Below are 16607 nucleotides of genomic sequence, written 5' to 3' on the forward strand. Positions count from 1 at the left end.
GGACTCAATAAGGAGACAATCATGCCGAAGGACAAGAGCAAGAAGCGCCCGCGCCTGAACAAGAAGACCTACGAGCACCACCTGGCCCATCTGCAGGAGGAGCTGGTCAAGCTGCAGGAGTGGGTCAAGCAGGAGGGGCTGAAGGTGGTGGTAGTGTTCGAGGGGCGGGACGCCGCCGGCAAGGGTGGCGTCATCAAGGCTATCACCGAGCCACTCAACCCCCGGGTCTGCCGGGTCACGGCGCTGCCCGCCCCCTCGAACCGGGAGCGCTCCCAGTGGTACTTTCAGCGCTACGTGGCCCACCTGCCCGCTGCCGGCGAGATGGTGCTGTTCGACCGCTCCTGGTACAACCGGGCCGGGGTCGAGCGGGTGATGGGCTTTTGCAGCGACAACGAGTATCGCGAGTTTCTGCGCGCCTGCCCCGAGTTCGAGCGGATGCTGACTCGCTCCGGCATCACCCTCATCAAGTACTGGTTCTCGGTCAGCGACGAGGAGCAGGAGAAGCGCTTCAAGGAGCGGATCAGCACCCCCATCAAGCGCTGGAAATTCAGCCCGATGGATCTGCAATCCCGCTCGCGCTGGGTCGAATACTCCCGCGCCAAGGATGACATGTTCACCTACACGGATACCGAGGATTGCCCCTGGTTCGTGGTGGAGGCAGACGACAAGCGCCGCGCCCGCCTCAACTGCATCTCTCACCTGCTGGGCAAGGTGCCCTACGAGGCGATCCACTACGAACACATAGAGCTGCCCCCTATCAGCACCGAAGGTTACGAGCGCCCGCCGCTCACCAGCCAGCACTTTGTACCGGACATCACAGCTGCGCTCGAGGCCTGAGCACTGCCACCTCGCCTGCCGTTCTCGCCAAACGGCAGGCAATAAAAAGCCGGTCTTGCGACCGGCAAAAAGGCATTGAATATAAAGAAAAGGAAACCTCGGCAGCCGCCCCTTGTCAGGTGCGGATGTATTTGGCCGTGCGCGGGAAGGCTTGCTCCTTGGCATCGAACAGGTAGCAGGCCTCGGCCGGAATGCCGACGCTGTACTGCTGGCCGGTGGCCACGTCCACGTCGGAGCTCGCCTTGACGGTGAAGTCGTGGCCCGCCACGTCCATGTAGACGAAGGATTCGGCCCCCAGGTGTTCAGCCACCTGCACCACCCCGCTCACGCGGCTGTCGGCATGGGCGTGATCGAGCGGCACCAGGTGCTCGGGACGAATGCCCAGCTCCACCTTGTCGCCAACCGCGCCGCGGCGGGCATCGACCCGCACCCGCACGCTGTCGCCCGTGGTCAGCTTGACCAGGCACTCCTGCTCGCCAATCTCCACCAGCTCGCCCGCCAGGAAGTTCATCTTGGGAGAGCCGATGAAGCCCGCCACGAACTTGTTGTCCGGGTTGTGGTAGAGCTCGAGCGGGGTGCCGAACTGTTCCAGGTTGGTGGTCGCGTCCGCCTTGAGCGGGCTCAGCACCACGATGCGGTTGGCCAGGGTCATGGCCTCCACCTGGTCGTGGGTCACGTAGATAATGGTGGAGTTGAGCTCCTTGTGCAGCTTGGCGATCTCGATGCGCATCTTGACCCGCAAGGCGGCGTCGAGGTTCGACAGCGGCTCGTCAAACAGGAACACCTGCGGCTGCTGGACGATGGAGCGACCGATGGCGACCCGCTGGCGCTGACCGCCGGAGAGCGCCTTGGGCTTGCGGTCCAGCAGCGGCTCGAGACCCAGGATCTCGGCGGCGCGCATCACCCGCTTGTGGATGTTCTCTTTGTCCATCTTCTTGAGCTTGAGGCCGAAGGCCATGTTCTCGTAGATGTTCATGTGCGGATAGAGGGCGTAGGACTGGAACACCATGCCCACGTTGCGCTCTACCGGCGGCACGTCGTTCATGTAGCGCCCGCCGATGGTCAGCTCGCCGCTGGTGATGTCTTCCAGACCGGCGATCATCCGCAGCAGGGTGGACTTGCCGCAACCGGACGGGCCGACGAAGACGATGAACTCCCCTTCCTTGATGGCCAGGTTGATATTGCGCAGGGTGTCCTTGTGGACAGCCGGGTCGTAATTTTTGCGAACGTTGTTGAGTACTACTTCAGCCATGTCGAGCTCCGCTCTTGAATCTTTGCAAATCGTGATAGCGGGGGGAGTCGGCTCCCCCGGCCATGAACCGTTAACCTTTCACGCCGCCGGCAGTGAGACCACCCACCAGCCAGCGCTGGGCGAGCAGGAAGACGACCGTGATGGGGAAGCCCGACAGCACGGCGGCCGCGGCGAAGTCACCCCACAGGTAGTTCTGCGGATAGAGGTACTGCTGGGCCCCGACCGCCAGGGTCAGATTGTTCACATCCTGCAGCAGGATGGAGGCCATGGGCACCTCGGTGATGGAACCGATGAAGGCCAGGATGAACACCACCGCCAGGATGGGCACCGACAGCGGCAGCAGGATCAACCGGAATGCCTGCCACGGGGTGGCACCGTCGATGGCCGCCGCCTCTTCTAGGGAGGAGTCGATGGTCTCGAAGTAGCCCTTGATGGTCCAGACGTGCAGGGCGATGCCGCCCATGTAGGCCAGGATCAGGCCGCCGTGGGTGTTGAGACCCAGCCAGGGGATGTAGTCACCAATCTTGTTGAAGAGCGCATAGATGGCCACCAGTGCCAGCACCGCCGGGAACATCTGGAAGATCAGCATGCCCTGCAGGATGGTGGACTTGCCACGGAACCGCAGGCGGGCGAAGGCGTAGGCACAGGTGGTGGAGAGCACCACTATCATCAGGGCGGTGATGCCCGCGATCTTGATGGAGTTCCACAACCAGGTCAGCACCGGGAACGGCGGCGGCGTGATGCTGCCGTCGGCGTTGGTGATGGACATGCCCAGCGCCAGCTTCCAGTGATCCAGGGTCGGGTTGGAGGGGATGATCTCCCCTACCGCGAAGTTGCCGTTTCTGAACGAGATGGCGATGACCATGATCAGCGGGAAGATGATCAGTGCCAGGAAGCCCCACATCACCAGGTGGGTTGCCCACACCCGGTATTTGACCGATTTGGGTTGTACGATTGCCATGTTGAAGCCTCCTTACAGTTGCTTGTCGGCTTTGGACAATTTCAGGTTGAGCAAGGCCAGCGCACCCACGATGAGGAAGATGGCGGTGGCGATGGCACTGGCCAGACCGTAGTCCTGACCACCCGAGCCCTGGAACGCGATCCGGTAGGTGTAGCTCACCAGCAGGTCGGTGGTCCCGGCCGGGGTGCTGGCGCCAATGATGTCCGGCGCGCCGTTGGTCAACAACTGGATAAGCACGAAGTTGTTGAAGTTGAACGCGAACGAGGCAATCAACAAGGGCGTCAGCGGCTTCATCAGGAGCGGTACTGTGATCTTGAAGAAGTTCTGCACCGGACCGGCACCGTCCATGGCGGACGCCTCATAGAGATCTTCCGGAATGGCTTTGAGCAGGCCCATGCAGAGGATCATCATGTAGGGGTAGCCAAGCCAGGTGTTGACGATGAGGATCATCACCTTGGCCAGGAAGGGGTTGGTATACCAGTCAGGCTTGATGCCGAACGCTGCTTCCAGGAACAGGTTGATCTCGCCGAAGTTCTGGTTGAACAAGCCCTTGAACACCAGGATGGAGATGAACGCCGGGATGGCATAGGGCAGGATCAGCATGACCCGGTAGAAGCCGCGCCCCTTGAGGGACTCCCACTGTACCAGACAGGCCAGCACCATGCCGATGGCCAGGGTGAAGCCCACCGAACAGGCGGAGAAGATCACGGTCCAGACGAAGATCTGCAGGAACGGCGCCTGGATGCCCGGATCGGTGACGATACGGGCGAAGTTCTTCCAGCCCACGCTCACCACGAAACCGGGTGCCACGCTCTTGCCGACAAACTGGCCCTGCTCGTCGATGTATTGATAGAAGCCGGTGTCGCCGTTGGGCAGCATCAGCTCGCCGCTCTGGTTGTCACGCAGCAGGTTGCTGTCTTTGATCACCACCCCGGACTTGAGCACGGCACCGTCCAGTAGACGGGTGTACTGCTGTTTCTGGGCGGCGAACTTGCGCAGGCTGCTCAGGGTCAGGTGGGTTCCGCCATCCGGCAGCACCAGATCGAGTGCGCTCAGGTGGGTGCGGTGGTCGACGATGGCCCGGATGGGCGCAACCTGATCCACGGCCTCACCGGCCAGGGGTTGCAGCTGAACAACCTGTACCTTGTCATGAACCCTGCCCTCGCGGACAGCCAGCTCACGGGCCTTGTTGTTCATCAGGGTAACGGGTTGACTGATAAAGGATTGGTCGTCCTGTTTCAGCAGCAGCTGAAACTGATTGTTCTCACCACCCAGGAGGGTGAAATCGAATTCACCGCCCGCCACCTTATAGGTTTTTTTCAGATGGTAATCCCGCGCCTGCTCGATGGAGAGCAGGTTGGATCCCGAATAGTTGGTGAAGGCGATGCCGATCGTGTAGGCAAGAGGGAAGATGATAAAAACAACCATGCCAGCCACACCGGGGAAGATATAGCGGTGGGCATAGGTCTTCTTGTTCATGAAGACATACAGACCGACGGAGACCACCACCAGATCAAGCAGAGCGAATACCCACTCACCGCTGGCGTACATCATCACGGCTGCATAACCGTTGAGGATGGCTACCAGGGCAGCAATGGTCCACTTAAGCCAGGTGTGCTTATCCTTCGGACCGGCATAGGATTCGATAGAAGGTACTACTTCCATGCCAATTAACCTTTATAACGCCAAGAGAGATTTGAGAGAGTGGGAGGCCATTGCGGCCTCCCGGGTAGTGCGTGCTTACTGAACGATACGCTTGGCAGCGGTATCCAGGGCTTCGTCAACGCTCTGACGGCCGGAGGTCACGTTCTTGAGGGCAGTTTCGAAGGAGGACCAGAAACGGCTCATTTCAGGCACGGACGGCATCGGCTCGCCATTCTGGGCGTTCACCATGGTGGCCTTGATGTGCGGATCCGCTTCCAGGGTCTTCTGGAAGGACTTCAGCGCCACGGCGCCCAGCGGCTTGTCGGCGTTGACCGGCGCCAGACCGGCATCGGTCAGCAGGTAGTTTTCCAGGAACTCGATGGCCAGATCCTTGTTCGGGCTGGCGGCGTTGATGGTGGCACCCAGCACGCCGACGAAGGCCTTGGCCGGTTTACCCTTCAGGGTCGGCAGGGAGGCAACGCCGTACTTGATGCCGCTCTTGTCAAGGTTGCTCCAGGCCCAGGGACCGTTGATCATCATGGCCACTTCGCCCTTGTTGAACTTGGCGTCCATCACACCGTAGTCGATGCCTTTTTCCAGGTGACCGGACTTGATCATCTCGGAGATGTAGCCGACACCGGCCTTGGCACCCGCGTTGTTCACGCCGGTGTCTTTCACGTCATAACCGGTAGCGGTCTTCTTGAAGGCGTAGCCACCGTTGGCAGCCACCAGCGGGTAGCTGAAGTAGGGGGTGTCATAGGCCCACATGATGGCGCGCTTGCCGCTCTTCTTCAGAGTCTCGTCAATCTTGGCGATCTCTTCGAAGGTCTTCGGCGGCTCCGGCAGCAGATCCTTGTTGTAGATCAGGCTGACGGCTTCGACGGCAACCGGATAACCGTAGGTCTTGCCATCGACGGTCATGGCATCCCAGGCGAACTGTTCAAACTTGGCTTTGGTGGCGGCATTCGGGGTCACGGGGACCAGCAGACCGGCCTTGACCCACTCACCGTAACGGTCGTGAGCCCAGAAGAAGATGTCCGGGCCGTTGCCGGTAGCAGCGGCTTGCTGGAATTTCACTTCCACCTGATCAGGGTGAGCAACCGTCACCTTGATGCCGGTTTCGGCTTCAAATTTCTTACCTACTTCGGCCAGACCATTGTATCCCTTGTCACCGTTGATCCATATGGTCAGTTGGCCTTCGTCAATGGCGGCAGTGGCAGAGCAAGCCACACCCAGAGTAGCCAGACCGATCAGGGATGACAGCAATTTCTTTTTCATGAGCCTTTCCTTGTATTAGTTCCGCGCTGCAAGAGCATTGTGTGCGAGATGAATATTATCCCAAGCCGTTACCGCCTCACATGACGCAACTCGCATTTTTGAAACGCAATTACGTATTTTCTTCCGGAAAGTTCTGAAAACATTTTCTTATTTCAGGGGGTTAACGCCATTTATTGGCATATTTATCGCCAAATTAAGAAATTAAATTACCAAAGAGAAATAAATAAACATGAATGAAAGGGTTTTCACCTCATTGAAAACCCTTTCACAGGGATTATTCTGTTTAATTTGTTAACAAATCACCGAGTTGGTTTCGCTGCCACCTACCCCGTTAAATAAAAAGACACCGCAGCAGGCTGCGGTGTCTTTTTGCCAAAAGTGGAAAGCAGATCACATTACGACTGGCGCAACAGCTGATCCTTGAGGTTGGGCGGCACCCCCTTGATGGTCAGGGTATCGGTCTGGGGATCGTAGAAAATCCGGCTGTTGAGCAGCTTCTGCTCGAAGCTCAACGTCAGCCCACCACCGGAGCCGACGAACTTGGTCAGCCCGCGCAGGGTGGAGCGGTCGGCCGGGAAGCGCTCTTCCAGCTCGTACTCCTGACCGATGAAGCTGTAAAAATCGAGGTCGCCCTCCCCTGCCTCTTTTGACGAGAGCTCCGCTGACAGCTCCCTGATCTCGATCTCTTCACCGGCGCTGGCCTGCTCGGTGCAATATTTGAAGACCTGTTTCTTGTAGTCGTTGCGCTCGGCCGGTTCGAGCTGGCGGCTGTCGCAATAGTCGTCCACCGCCTGCAGCAGCCCCTTGTTCTGGATCTTGGCATCCATCCCCTCGCGGGCACCCAGCAGATCCATGAAAAAATCACCCAGCTTGCGACCGACCCGGCCCTTGCTGAAGGTGATGTAACGGCGCGAATCAGCCTGGGTTTTCCATTCGGTGAGATCGATGCGGGCCACCAGGTTCAATTTGCCGATATCCAGATACTGGATGTGGCGCAGCTCCAGCGCCTCGCTGACGGTGACGCTCTCCTTGCCCTCCAGCAGGGCGATCATCAGATAATCCACACCCACGTAGTTGTACTTGGCAAACAGCAGCACCCCCTGCTCGTCGAGGGCGTGCTCCACCAGCTGCTTGACCAGCAGCTGGGTCATCTCCACCGAGAAGGGCACGAATTCGAGCTGCTCGTCCAGCAGCTTTTCCAGCGCGATGCGAAACAGGGGAGAGGGCTGTTTGGGGGCCTCTTCCCCCTCTGCCAGCTCGGCGACGGCGGCCTCGGGGTCGGCGAAGAAGCCAAAGCCCTTGCCCCCCTTGCCGTTGTAAATGCGGTGCAGCTCCGCCATCAGCCCCTGTACCGCCTCATCGGCAGGCAGAAGCTGGCTGCGGGTGTCGGCGTGAGGTTGACCATCGCCGCCCTGGCGCAGGGAGTGAAGAATGATCTTGTCGATATCGAGACTCATGTCACAAAGCCATAGTGTTAGCCGAAAGGGTGAAGTATTATAAGGCGCTTTGAACCAAGATGAACCCAAGATTATGCCCATCGTATCAAAGTACAATAACGAGCAATTTGACGCCCTGATGAACGACCTGATCACCGCCCTGGAGAAGCACAAGGCGCCGGTGGACCTCAGTCTGATGGTGCTCGGCAACCTGACCACCAACATCATCAATGGCATGGCCCCGGCCCAGCGTCAGGCGATCACCGAGAAATTCATCCAGGCGCTCACCGCCTCGGTCGATCATCGCCACGACGCTCATTGAGTCTCTTCGCATTCTTTGATGTTTTTCAAGCAGATGGATCACTATGGTCGAAACCGGCAACCCCTATCGTGATAATGTCTCTCGCCTGATCACCTGGGGGCATTGGTTCTCCTTCTTCAACATCATTCTGGCCATGCTGATCGCCACCCGTTATCTGGGGGCGATCAGCTGGCCGTCGACCACGCTCGGCGTGACCTATCTCATCATCAGCTGGATCGGTCACTTCTCGTTTCTGAGCTTTGTCACCTACCTGTTGACGATCTTCCCCCTGAGCTTCGTGCTGCCCAGGGAGAAACCATTGCGCTTCATCTCCGCCATCATCGCCACCCTGGCGCTGGTGCTGCTGCTTATCGACACCCAGGTGTTCCAGCTGTTCAAGTTCCACCTCAACGGTCAGGTGTGGCAGCTGCTGCTGGATCAGGCCCAGACCGAGGAGGGCTCGATCTGGAGCATCATCTTCGTGGCGGTACCCACCATCTTCCTGGTGCAGCTGCTGCTGTCTGCCTATGTGTGGCGCAAGATCAACAAGCGCAAGCGCCGCCAGTACGGCAATCAGGTGGGGCTGGCCCTGCTGGTCTGCTTCATCCTGACCCACGTGGTCAACAGCTGGGCCGATGCCACCCTGTATCAGCCCATCACCATGCAGCGCGCCAACTTCCCGCTCTCCTACCCGATGACCGCCAAGAGCTTCCTCGCCAAGCACGGCTGGCTGGATCTGGATCAGTACGAGAAGAAGGCCGAGTCCCAGGATGGCGACAGTGCGAGCCGGCTGCGCTACCCGCTGCGCCCGCTCAGCGTCAACGCCCCGCTGACCCACAAAAACCTGCTGATCGTGGTGGTCGACTCCCTGCGGGCCGACATGCTCAACAACATCAACATGCCCAATCTGCAGCGCTATGCGGATCAGCACCTCAACTTTGCCAACCACATGAGTGGCGGCAACGATGACGCCATGGGGATGTTCAGCCTGTTCTACGGCCTGCCTGGCCACTACTACGACGACATTCGCAACGACAAGACCCCGCCGGTGCTGTTTGACGAGATGCTGCGCCAGGACTACCAGTTCGGCCTGTTCGGCGCGCTGGAAGATGCCCAGCAGTATCGCCAGAGCATCCTCTCCGGCCTGCGCAAGCAGGTGTTCGTCTCCGAGCAGACCGACGATACCCAGCTTGTCGGCGACTGGCAGCAGTGGCTCGCCAAGCGCTCCCCTGACCGCCCCTGGTTCTCGCTGGTCTATCTGTCGAGCCCGGGCGACTACCAGCTGCCGGCCGGCATCAAGGGCCCCTTCCAGCCGGAGCTCACCAAGTTCAACCCGGCCACCGCCTATCAGGCCGAAAACCTGCAAAAGCTGGAGAACCGCTACAAGAACTCGGTCTTCTACACCGATCAGCTGCTGGAGCAGATGCTGACCCAGTTGCAGCAGCAGGGCATTGGCGAGCAGACCATCGTCGTGGTCACCGCCAACCACGGCCAGGAGTTCAACGATACCCAGAGCAACAGCTGGGGCTATGGCACCAACTACTCACCCTATCAGGTGCAGGTGCCCTTCGTGCTAGCCTGGCCGGGCAACGAGACCCTGCCGACGAGCCCGGTGAGCAGCCACCTGGATCTGGTGCCGACCCTGATGCAGGGGATGCTGGGGGTGCGCAACCCGCAGCGGGACTACAGCATAGGCCGCAACCTGTTTGACAACAGCCCGCGCAACTGGCTGCTGGCGGGGGATCAGCGCGACTTTGCCATCTATCAGGGCAACACCATCACCCACTTCAACAAGCAGGGTGACTTCGAGCTGCTGGAGCGCAACAGCTACCGTCCCATCAAACACGGCACCCCGGACATGGGGGTCATGATCCAGGTGATGAACGAGCTGAACCGCTTCTACCGCGCCCCCTGAGGCCCGTCCTGTATCCCTTGAAAACCCGCTCCTCGAGCGGGTTTTTTATTGCCGACATAACCTTGGCATGAGCTGCCAAACCCTCAGCCAACACCTTGCCACCCTCCCCTATTTCATCCCCCCGTCTGCCTGCCCTGCGTCCTGCAGGCGCAAACGTTGGCCCACTTTGCTACTGATGTCTTCATCAAAAAATGCAGCCTGATCAGGATCATAAAAACAAAATGATAATGATTATCAATCGTTGATCTGATTGGACCTCTCTGCAATAATCCGCGGCCTTCAGGCTTAAATAATAATTATTCTCAAAATGAAAACACTACTTCACTACTGGCCCATGCTGCTGTCCGGTACAGCGCTGGCCGCCGGCGATCCCGCAGGGATAGACACCTCCGGCACCACCCCGCCCAAGGCGCGCGAGACCATAATCGTCAAGGGTCAGCGGGTCGAGCAGAAACTGTCCGACATCTCGGGCTCCATCACCGTCATCACCGAAGAGGATCTGGAGCGCCAGATAGCCACCGAGCTCACCGACGTGTTCAAGAACGAACCCGGCGTCTCTGTGACCGGCTCGGCGGGTCGGCCGCAAAACATCAGCATCCGCGGCATCGGTGGCAACCGGGTGCTGATCGTCAAGGACGGGGTCCGGGTCAGCGACGGCTTCGGCGCCGACGATCTCAACGACAAGGTGGGCCGTTTCAGCTTCGATCTCGATGACGTCAAGCAGATCGAGGTGGCCAAGGGAGCCGGTTCCGCCCTGCACGGCTCGGACGCCATCGGCGGCACCGTGGTCATCACCACCAAGCAGCCGGAAGATTACCTGCAGGGGCAGGATGGCTACCTCAGCAGCAAGGTGCTGCACGACGGCAGCAGCGACAAACAGAAACTGAGCGCCACCGGCGCCGCCCGCTGGGGCGAGAGCGCCCACCTGCTGCGCCTCTCCGGCTGGCAGGGGCACGAGACTGCCAACTACGACCAGAGCCGCATCCCGGCGGATCTCGATGGCCTCAGCGCCTCCACCAGCTCCAGCCTGACCCTCAATCAGCACCATCTGCTGCGCCTCGAGATCGACTACTTCGAGGACAACGCCAAGCGGGATCAGGGGCCGCGCGAAATTCCCCAGCCCGACGGCAAGTGGCAGGTGCGCCAGTATCGCGAGAACGGCAGCCAGCGCTCCCAGGGCGGCAAGCTGAGCTGGGAGGCGCAGGATCTGGGCCATCCGCTGGCCGACCGCTTTACCTGGAACCTGCACGGCAACTATGCCAAGAACACCGCCAACAAGCGCAGCCTGCTGCAAAATGACGAGCTGAGCGGCTACCCCCGCTATCGCAGCGAGCGGGAGCTGGCCACCTTCACCGAGCACCTGCTCGGCAGCGAGCTGGATATCCGCCGCGATCTGGTCACCGGCGCCGTCGAGCACAAGCTGAGCTACGGCCTCGAGCTGGCGCGCACCCGGCACGAGCGACCGGTGGAGAAGCTGATGCTGGAAGCCGGCATCCCCCAACCCACCCAGTCAGCCCCCTTCAGCAGCGCCCGCACCGATCGGGCCGGCATCTGGCTGGGGGACGTGGCGACCCTGGGCCAGTGGCAGTTCACCCCGACCCTGCGCATGGATCAGCAGTGGCTGAGCCCGCAGGATGGCCGGGGCGACAGCAACCACAGCTGGCACCTCTCGCCGAGCCTGGCCACCAGCTACCGCTTCAACAAGCAGTGGCGCAGCTGGCTGAGCTACGCCAACGGTTTCAGCGCCCCCTCCTACGACAAGGTGTACGGCAACATCCCCCACTACTTTGCCCTGCCGCCGTTCGAGATCATCGCCAACCCGGATCTCAAGGAGGAGACCAGCCACAGCTTCGAGTGGGGGGTGAGCGGCGAAGGGGACGAATGGAGCATCAAGCCGGCCCTCTTCTACAACCGCTACTACAACTTCGTCGACTGGCGTCAGGTGGGCTTCCGCCTGAGCGACGGGGTCATGCTGCGTCAATATCGCAACGTCGCCAAGTCCGAGACCTGGGGCGCCGAAGTCGCCGCCAGCTACTGGCTGACCCCGCAATGGGAGCTGGCCACCAAGCTGGGCTGGGTCGACGGCAAGACCAGCCAGGGCGAATCGCCGCGCAACCTCACTCCGCTCGAGGGCAACACCCGCCTCAGCTATCAGGCCAACGACTGGAGCCTGGGGCTGCAGGCCGACTACGCCGCCGCCATGAGCCGGGTGCCCAGCTGTGGCAACAGCCTGACCCAGCAGCAGGGCGAGTGCCTGAAAACCGCAGGCTGGCTCAGCTTCGCCCTGACCGCCGACTGGCAGATCACCGACGCCCTCAAGGCCAACCTCAAGCTCGACAACCTGCTCGACACCCGCTACACCCGCTATCAGGACGTCGCCGGGCTGGAAGCAGGCACGGATGCGGGCCTCTACACCCAGACGGGCCGCTCCCTGAGCGCCAGCCTGCGCTACACCTTCGTGGGGCTCTGATGCACGCACTCCTGATGCTGGCCAGCCTGCTGGCCACTCCGGCGCCCACCCAGCCTGCCGCCCTTGCAGCTGCCGGCGCCCCGAGCCAGGCCGTCGCCGCGTCGGCGCCGCTTATTCCTCACCGCCCGCTACCGATGCCGGGGGAGCGGGCCCGGCTCGATCCCTACGGCGGCTGGCGCGACGACAGCCGCCAGGATCCCGCCCTGCTGGCCCTGCTGGGCGAGCAGAACCGCTGGACCGAGCAGCAGCTCGCCGCTCAGCGGCCACTGGAGCAGGCTCTGCAGGCCGAGTGGCAGGCGCAAGCGCGCGGCGAGCCCATGCCGCAAGAGTGGTTGAGCGAGGCGGGCAGCCAGTGGCGGATGGAAGCCGACGGCAGCCTGTGGCAGCGCAGCGGCGAGCAGGCTGAACCCCGTCAACGACTGGCGGCCCGCCAACCGGCCAGCGGCTACTACGAGCTCGCCGGCTGGGCCCTGCACCCGAACGGGCGCTGGCTGGCCCTGGCCGAAGATCTGCAGGGCGATAGGGACTACCGCATTACCCTGCTCAACTTGGCCGACGGCCAGCCCCTGGCCACCCTGACCCACCGGGCCGCCGATCTGCTCTGGAGCCTGGATGGCAAGACCCTCTACACCATCGCCAACGAACCTCGCACCCTGCGCCCCTGGCAGCTGTGGGCTTGGCGCGATGGCAAGGAGCAGCAAATCCACCAGGAGGCGGACCCTGCCTGGCTGCTCAGCCTCTATCGCACCACGGATCGGCGCCACCTGCTGCTGCAGAGCAACAACCACGACAGCGCCGAGCAGTATCTGCTGGACGAGGGCACACCGGCTCTGCTCAAGGCCCGTCAGGCCGGCCTCGAGTACTACCTGGATACCCAGGGGGAGCGGGTGCTGCTCAAGAGCAACCGGGACGGTGCCCTCGGCCTCTATCAGGTGGCCGACCTGAGCCAGGTGGCCAAGGGAGAGTGGCAGCCGCTCTGGTCCGGCGAGCAGAGGAGCCTCGAGAAGTGGCGCCTGTTTGCCGACTACACGGTGCTGCAGTATCGCCACAAAGGGGATGACTGGCTCGACGTGCTGGATGGCCGCGGCCGGCTCAGCCATCGCCTGCTGCTGACCGAGGGGGCCGGCACGGCCTGGATCCAGGGCGCTCACGACCCCGCCAGCGGGCAGATCCTGATCCGCCGTCAGGGCATGGCCGAGCCGCCGCACCAACGCCAGCTCGATCTCGCCAGCGGCCGCTGGCTGCCGGACGCCCGGGCCGCCCTCCCCTCCCCCTACCAGAGCGAGCGCCGCTGGGTGGTGGGCAAGGATGGCGTCAAGGTGCCGGTCTCCCTGGTGTGGCGCAAGGACATCCACACCCCCAAGGCGCTGCTGCTCTACGGCTATGGCGCCTATGGTACCCCCATGCGCCCCTACTACCAGCCGCAGGTGCTGAGCCTGCTGGATCGCGGCTTCGTCTACGCCATCGCCCACGTGCGCGGCGGCGGCATGCTGGGGGATGAGTGGTATCTGGCCGGACGCGGGCGCCACAAGCAGCACAGCGTGGACGACTTCCTGACCGTGGCCGAGGCGCTGGCCCGGGATCCCGCCATCGACCCCGCCCGGCTGTTCGCCATGGGCGGCAGCGCCGGCGGCCTGCTGGTAGCGGCGGCCCTCAACCAGGCGCCGACCCGCTTCGCCGGGGCCGTGTTGCAGGTGCCCTTCGTCGATCTCATCGGCACCATGAGCGATCCCGAACTGCCGCTCACCCGCCAGGAGTACGCCGAGTGGGGCAACCCGGCCATTGCCGCCGATTACGCCGCCATGCGTCGCCTGAGCCCTTACGACAACCTGCACGCGGCCCCCTACCCCCCCGTCTATGTGACGGCCGGGCTGCACGACAGTCAGGTGCCCTACTGGGAGCCGCTCAAGTGGGTGGCCCGCCTGCGGGAACACAGCACGGGAGCGGGCCCCTATCTGCTCAGTACGGCCCTCGACGGCGGCCACCGCACCAGCCCGGGCAACGCGCGCCAGCAGGCGGCCCGCGAGTACGCCTTCCTGCTCACCCTGGCGGGCGCCCGCCGGTGATCCCTTTTCTCATTTTTGTGTTGGAGTAAACCATGAAACCCTCTTCCCTGGCCCTCTGGCTGGCGGCAACCCTGCTCTCCCAGCCACTGCTGGCGGCCGAGCTGCAGTTTGTCGATGAACAACCGCTGACCACGACGCCGCAGCAGTGGCTCGAACAGCGTCTCGGCGTGACGCTCGCCCCCGACTACGACAGGGCCAGCCTGCTCGGCCATCACTACAGCTTCCGCCAGCTGGTCAACGGCCTGCCGGTGGCCACTATCCAGGCCGCCGTCAGCGTCGACAAGGCCGGCAAGCCCTGGCGCATCTATCACAACAGCCGGCCGCTGAATAGCCGCGAACCCGGCTGCGATGCCGCCGGCAATCTGGATCCCCTGCTGGAACAGCTGCGCGATGGCGGCAGCGAGATCGACACCCTTGGTCCGGTCGAGGCCTGGTACTGGCGCGACGGCGACACCCTGGTGCCGGCCCTGCGCCAGCGGGTGCGCGAGCATCAGGCGGGCAACGCCAAGGCCAGCCAGGTGCAGCTCTTCGCCAGCTGTGACGGCAGCCGCGAGCTCGGCCGCTGGATGGATGCGGCCACCACCCGGGCCAGCCGCACCGTCGACGCAGGCGACACCCAGCTGGAGGCTCGGGTATTCGATCCGGATCCCCGCACCCAGCTGCGCGACGCCGGTCTGGTCTGGCACGAAGCCCTGCAACTGGCGGACGCCGCCTATCAGGACAAGGTGCCGTTGCCGGTCACCCTGGCGGGAGGACGCTATCTGCTGAGCGGCCCCCACGCCCGGGTGGTGGATGCGATGGAGCCGGATACCGCCCCCTTCAGCGCCGACAGCCCGCAGGGGTTTCGCCTGACCCGCGATGATCGCGGCTTTGCCGACATCAACGCCTACTACCACCTGGATCTGGCCCAGCGCCACCTCAAGCGCCTCGGCTTTAGCGACCTTATCCCGGGGGCGCTCGACATCGACACCGAGGCCGGCTATCAGGACAACTCCCTCTACGATCCGTTCGAACGCAGGCTGGAGCTGGGTCGCAGCGGCGTGCCCGATGCCGAGGATCCCATGGTGATCTGGCACGAGTTCGGCCACGCGGTGCAGCATCACATAGTGCCGGATCTCGGGGACGAGGCGGACTGGGGCGCCATCGGCGAAGGCTTCAGCGACTACCTGGCCGCCAGCCACCGCCAGCGCAGCGAAGCAGGTCGACAGTTCGAGCCCGCCATGGTGTTCAACTGGGATGCCCGCTTCACCGACCGCACCCCGCGTCAGCTGGACGATCTACGCGCCCGCTACCACCCGGATTACAACTATCCGGCCCACCGCACCATCAACGGCAGCAATGGCGACCAGCTGTGGGGCACCCCGCTGTTCCAGGCGCTGCTGGCAGCGGTCGCCGAGCAGGGCGAAGGGGCGCGGGACGAGTTTGATCGCCTGATCATCGAATCCCACTTCGGTCTCGGCCCGGCCATCCGCATGCCGCAGCTGGCCCGCATCACGGTGGATACCGCCGCTCGCCTCTACCCGGCGCGCCCCTATGCCAGGCTGCTGGAGCAGGCGTTTCGCCAGCACGGCCTGCTGCAGGCACCGGTCAATGTGGGCCTGAGTGATGGCAGCGTCATCGAGCTGGGGCAGCGCCAGTCGGTGCAACTGACCCTTACCAACCAGGGCAAGGGGCCGGTGACCCTGAACGAGCTGGCCCTCCAGCTGCCAAGCGGGCTGCAGGCCGATCCTTACAACTGGCAACCGGCGACCCTCGCGGCGGGTGCCAGCATGACCACCACCCTGCGCCTGCTGGCCCAGAGCCCGCTCGCCTGTGGCGACGAGGTGGCGCTGCCGGTCAGCCTCGCCATGAGCGGTACCAGCCCGACCGAGCGCCAGTGGCAACAGTCGCTGACCCTGCCCATCGGCGCCCCCATCGTCAGCCGCGCCAGCGGCCAGCCGCTCACTTTGAGCGATGCCATCAGCGACGAGGTGCGTGGCCTCAGTGAAACCAGCCTGCTGCTGGAGAGCAGCGAGGCCAGGGTGAGCGATCGGCTGCAGCTGAACCTGGATCTGCAACACCCGGCGCTCGATGAGCTGGAGATCTGGCTCAACTCCCCCTCCGGCACCCGCATCCAGATCTGGGACAAGGGCTACAGCCCGCTGCCGCGCCTCAAGGGGGTCTTCCCCACCGAGCTGCTGCCCCTGCAGCCCTTCAGCGCGCTGGAAGGCGAGCCGCTGGCCGGTCGCTGGACGCTGGAGATAGTGGACAGCAAGCCCGGCAACCAGGGCCGCATCAACGGCTGGAGCATCAGCCAGCGCACCGGCGCCCAGTGCAGCAAGCCGGTCACTCCACCCGATGACGGCATCATCCACTTCCAGGTGGACGACGGCAGCGGCGGCGGGGCAGCCAACCTGCTCTGGTTGCTACCGCTGGCACTCTGGCGCCGCCTGCGCCAGCGCACCTGA

Annotated in this window: 11 protein-coding genes; 6 read left to right on the forward strand and 5 right to left on the reverse strand. The window is 62.9% G+C overall.

The features are described 5' to 3' along the window. Positions 1 to 21: 21 nt before the first annotated feature. Positions 22 to 837 carry a polyphosphate kinase 2 gene (gene ppk2 / locus PG897_RS07575; RefSeq protein ID WP_024942186.1) on the forward strand — a complete coding sequence of 272 codons (816 nt, stop codon included), beginning with the start codon at positions 22 to 24 and terminating at the stop codon, positions 835 to 837. 115 nt (positions 838 to 952) lie between these two features. On the opposite strand, the gene PG897_RS07580 is transcribed toward ppk2, so the two are convergent. From PG897_RS07580 to yejK, 5 genes are all read right to left on the reverse strand, one after another. Beyond that, positions 953 to 2089, reverse strand: coding sequence for an ABC transporter ATP-binding protein (locus PG897_RS07580; protein WP_005299602.1), 1137 nt, complete (start codon positions 2087 to 2089; stop codon positions 953 to 955). A gap of 70 nt (positions 2090 to 2159) precedes the next feature. After that, positions 2160 to 3050 (reverse strand): maltose ABC transporter permease MalG, encoded by an 891-nt coding sequence (gene malG, locus PG897_RS07585; RefSeq protein ID WP_005299600.1) that lies wholly within the window; start codon positions 3048 to 3050, stop codon positions 2160 to 2162. Positions 3051 to 3062: 12 nt separating this feature from the next. After that, entirely contained in the window at positions 3063 to 4715 is a 1653-nt protein-coding gene (gene malF / locus PG897_RS07590; protein ID WP_005299595.1) for a maltose ABC transporter permease MalF, read from the reverse strand. 75 nt (positions 4716 to 4790) lie between these two features. Then, complete coding sequence (gene malE / locus PG897_RS07595; RefSeq protein ID WP_005299593.1) at positions 4791 to 5972, reverse strand: maltose/maltodextrin ABC transporter substrate-binding protein MalE; 1182 nt, start codon at positions 5970 to 5972, stop codon at positions 4791 to 4793. A 395-nt stretch (positions 5973 to 6367) separates the two neighbouring features. Continuing rightward, a complete protein-coding gene (yejK, locus tag PG897_RS07600) occupies positions 6368 to 7429 on the reverse strand; it encodes a nucleoid-associated protein YejK (protein WP_026140927.1) in 1062 nt (353 codons plus the stop codon). A 73-nt stretch (positions 7430 to 7502) separates the two neighbouring features. On the opposite strand from yejK, the gene PG897_RS07605 reads away from it, so the two are divergent. The 5 genes from PG897_RS07605 to PG897_RS07625 all read left to right on the forward strand — a co-directional run bounded on the left by PG897_RS07605 (position 7503) and on the right by PG897_RS07625 (position 16607). Continuing rightward, complete coding sequence (locus PG897_RS07605) at positions 7503 to 7730, forward strand: YejL family protein (RefSeq protein ID WP_005299589.1); 228 nt, start codon at positions 7503 to 7505, stop codon at positions 7728 to 7730. 43 nt (positions 7731 to 7773) lie between these two features. Next, the gene (locus PG897_RS07610; RefSeq protein WP_201881719.1) at positions 7774 to 9624 is read left to right on the forward strand and encodes a DUF3413 domain-containing protein; all 1851 of its coding nucleotides are present in this window, start codon (positions 7774 to 7776) and stop codon (positions 9622 to 9624) included. Positions 9625 to 9931: 307 nt separating this feature from the next. After that, positions 9932 to 12094: a TonB-dependent hemoglobin/transferrin/lactoferrin family receptor gene (locus tag PG897_RS07615; RefSeq protein WP_201881717.1), complete on the forward strand. Its 2163-nt coding sequence runs from the start codon at positions 9932 to 9934 to the stop codon at positions 12092 to 12094. Then, on the forward strand, positions 12094 to 14160 hold the full coding sequence (locus PG897_RS07620) for a prolyl oligopeptidase family serine peptidase (protein ID WP_024942191.1): 2067 nt from the start codon (positions 12094 to 12096) through the stop codon (positions 14158 to 14160). Before PG897_RS07615 ends, PG897_RS07620 begins: the two co-directional genes overlap by 1 nt. A gap of 32 nt (positions 14161 to 14192) precedes the next feature. Then, the gene (locus PG897_RS07625) at positions 14193 to 16607 is read left to right on the forward strand and encodes a proprotein convertase P-domain-containing protein (RefSeq protein ID WP_024942192.1); all 2415 of its coding nucleotides are present in this window, start codon (positions 14193 to 14195) and stop codon (positions 16605 to 16607) included.

Source organism: Aeromonas sp. QDB20, from assembly GCF_027707805.1.
Taxonomy (GTDB): Bacteria; Pseudomonadota; Gammaproteobacteria; order Enterobacterales; family Aeromonadaceae; genus Aeromonas; species Aeromonas dhakensis.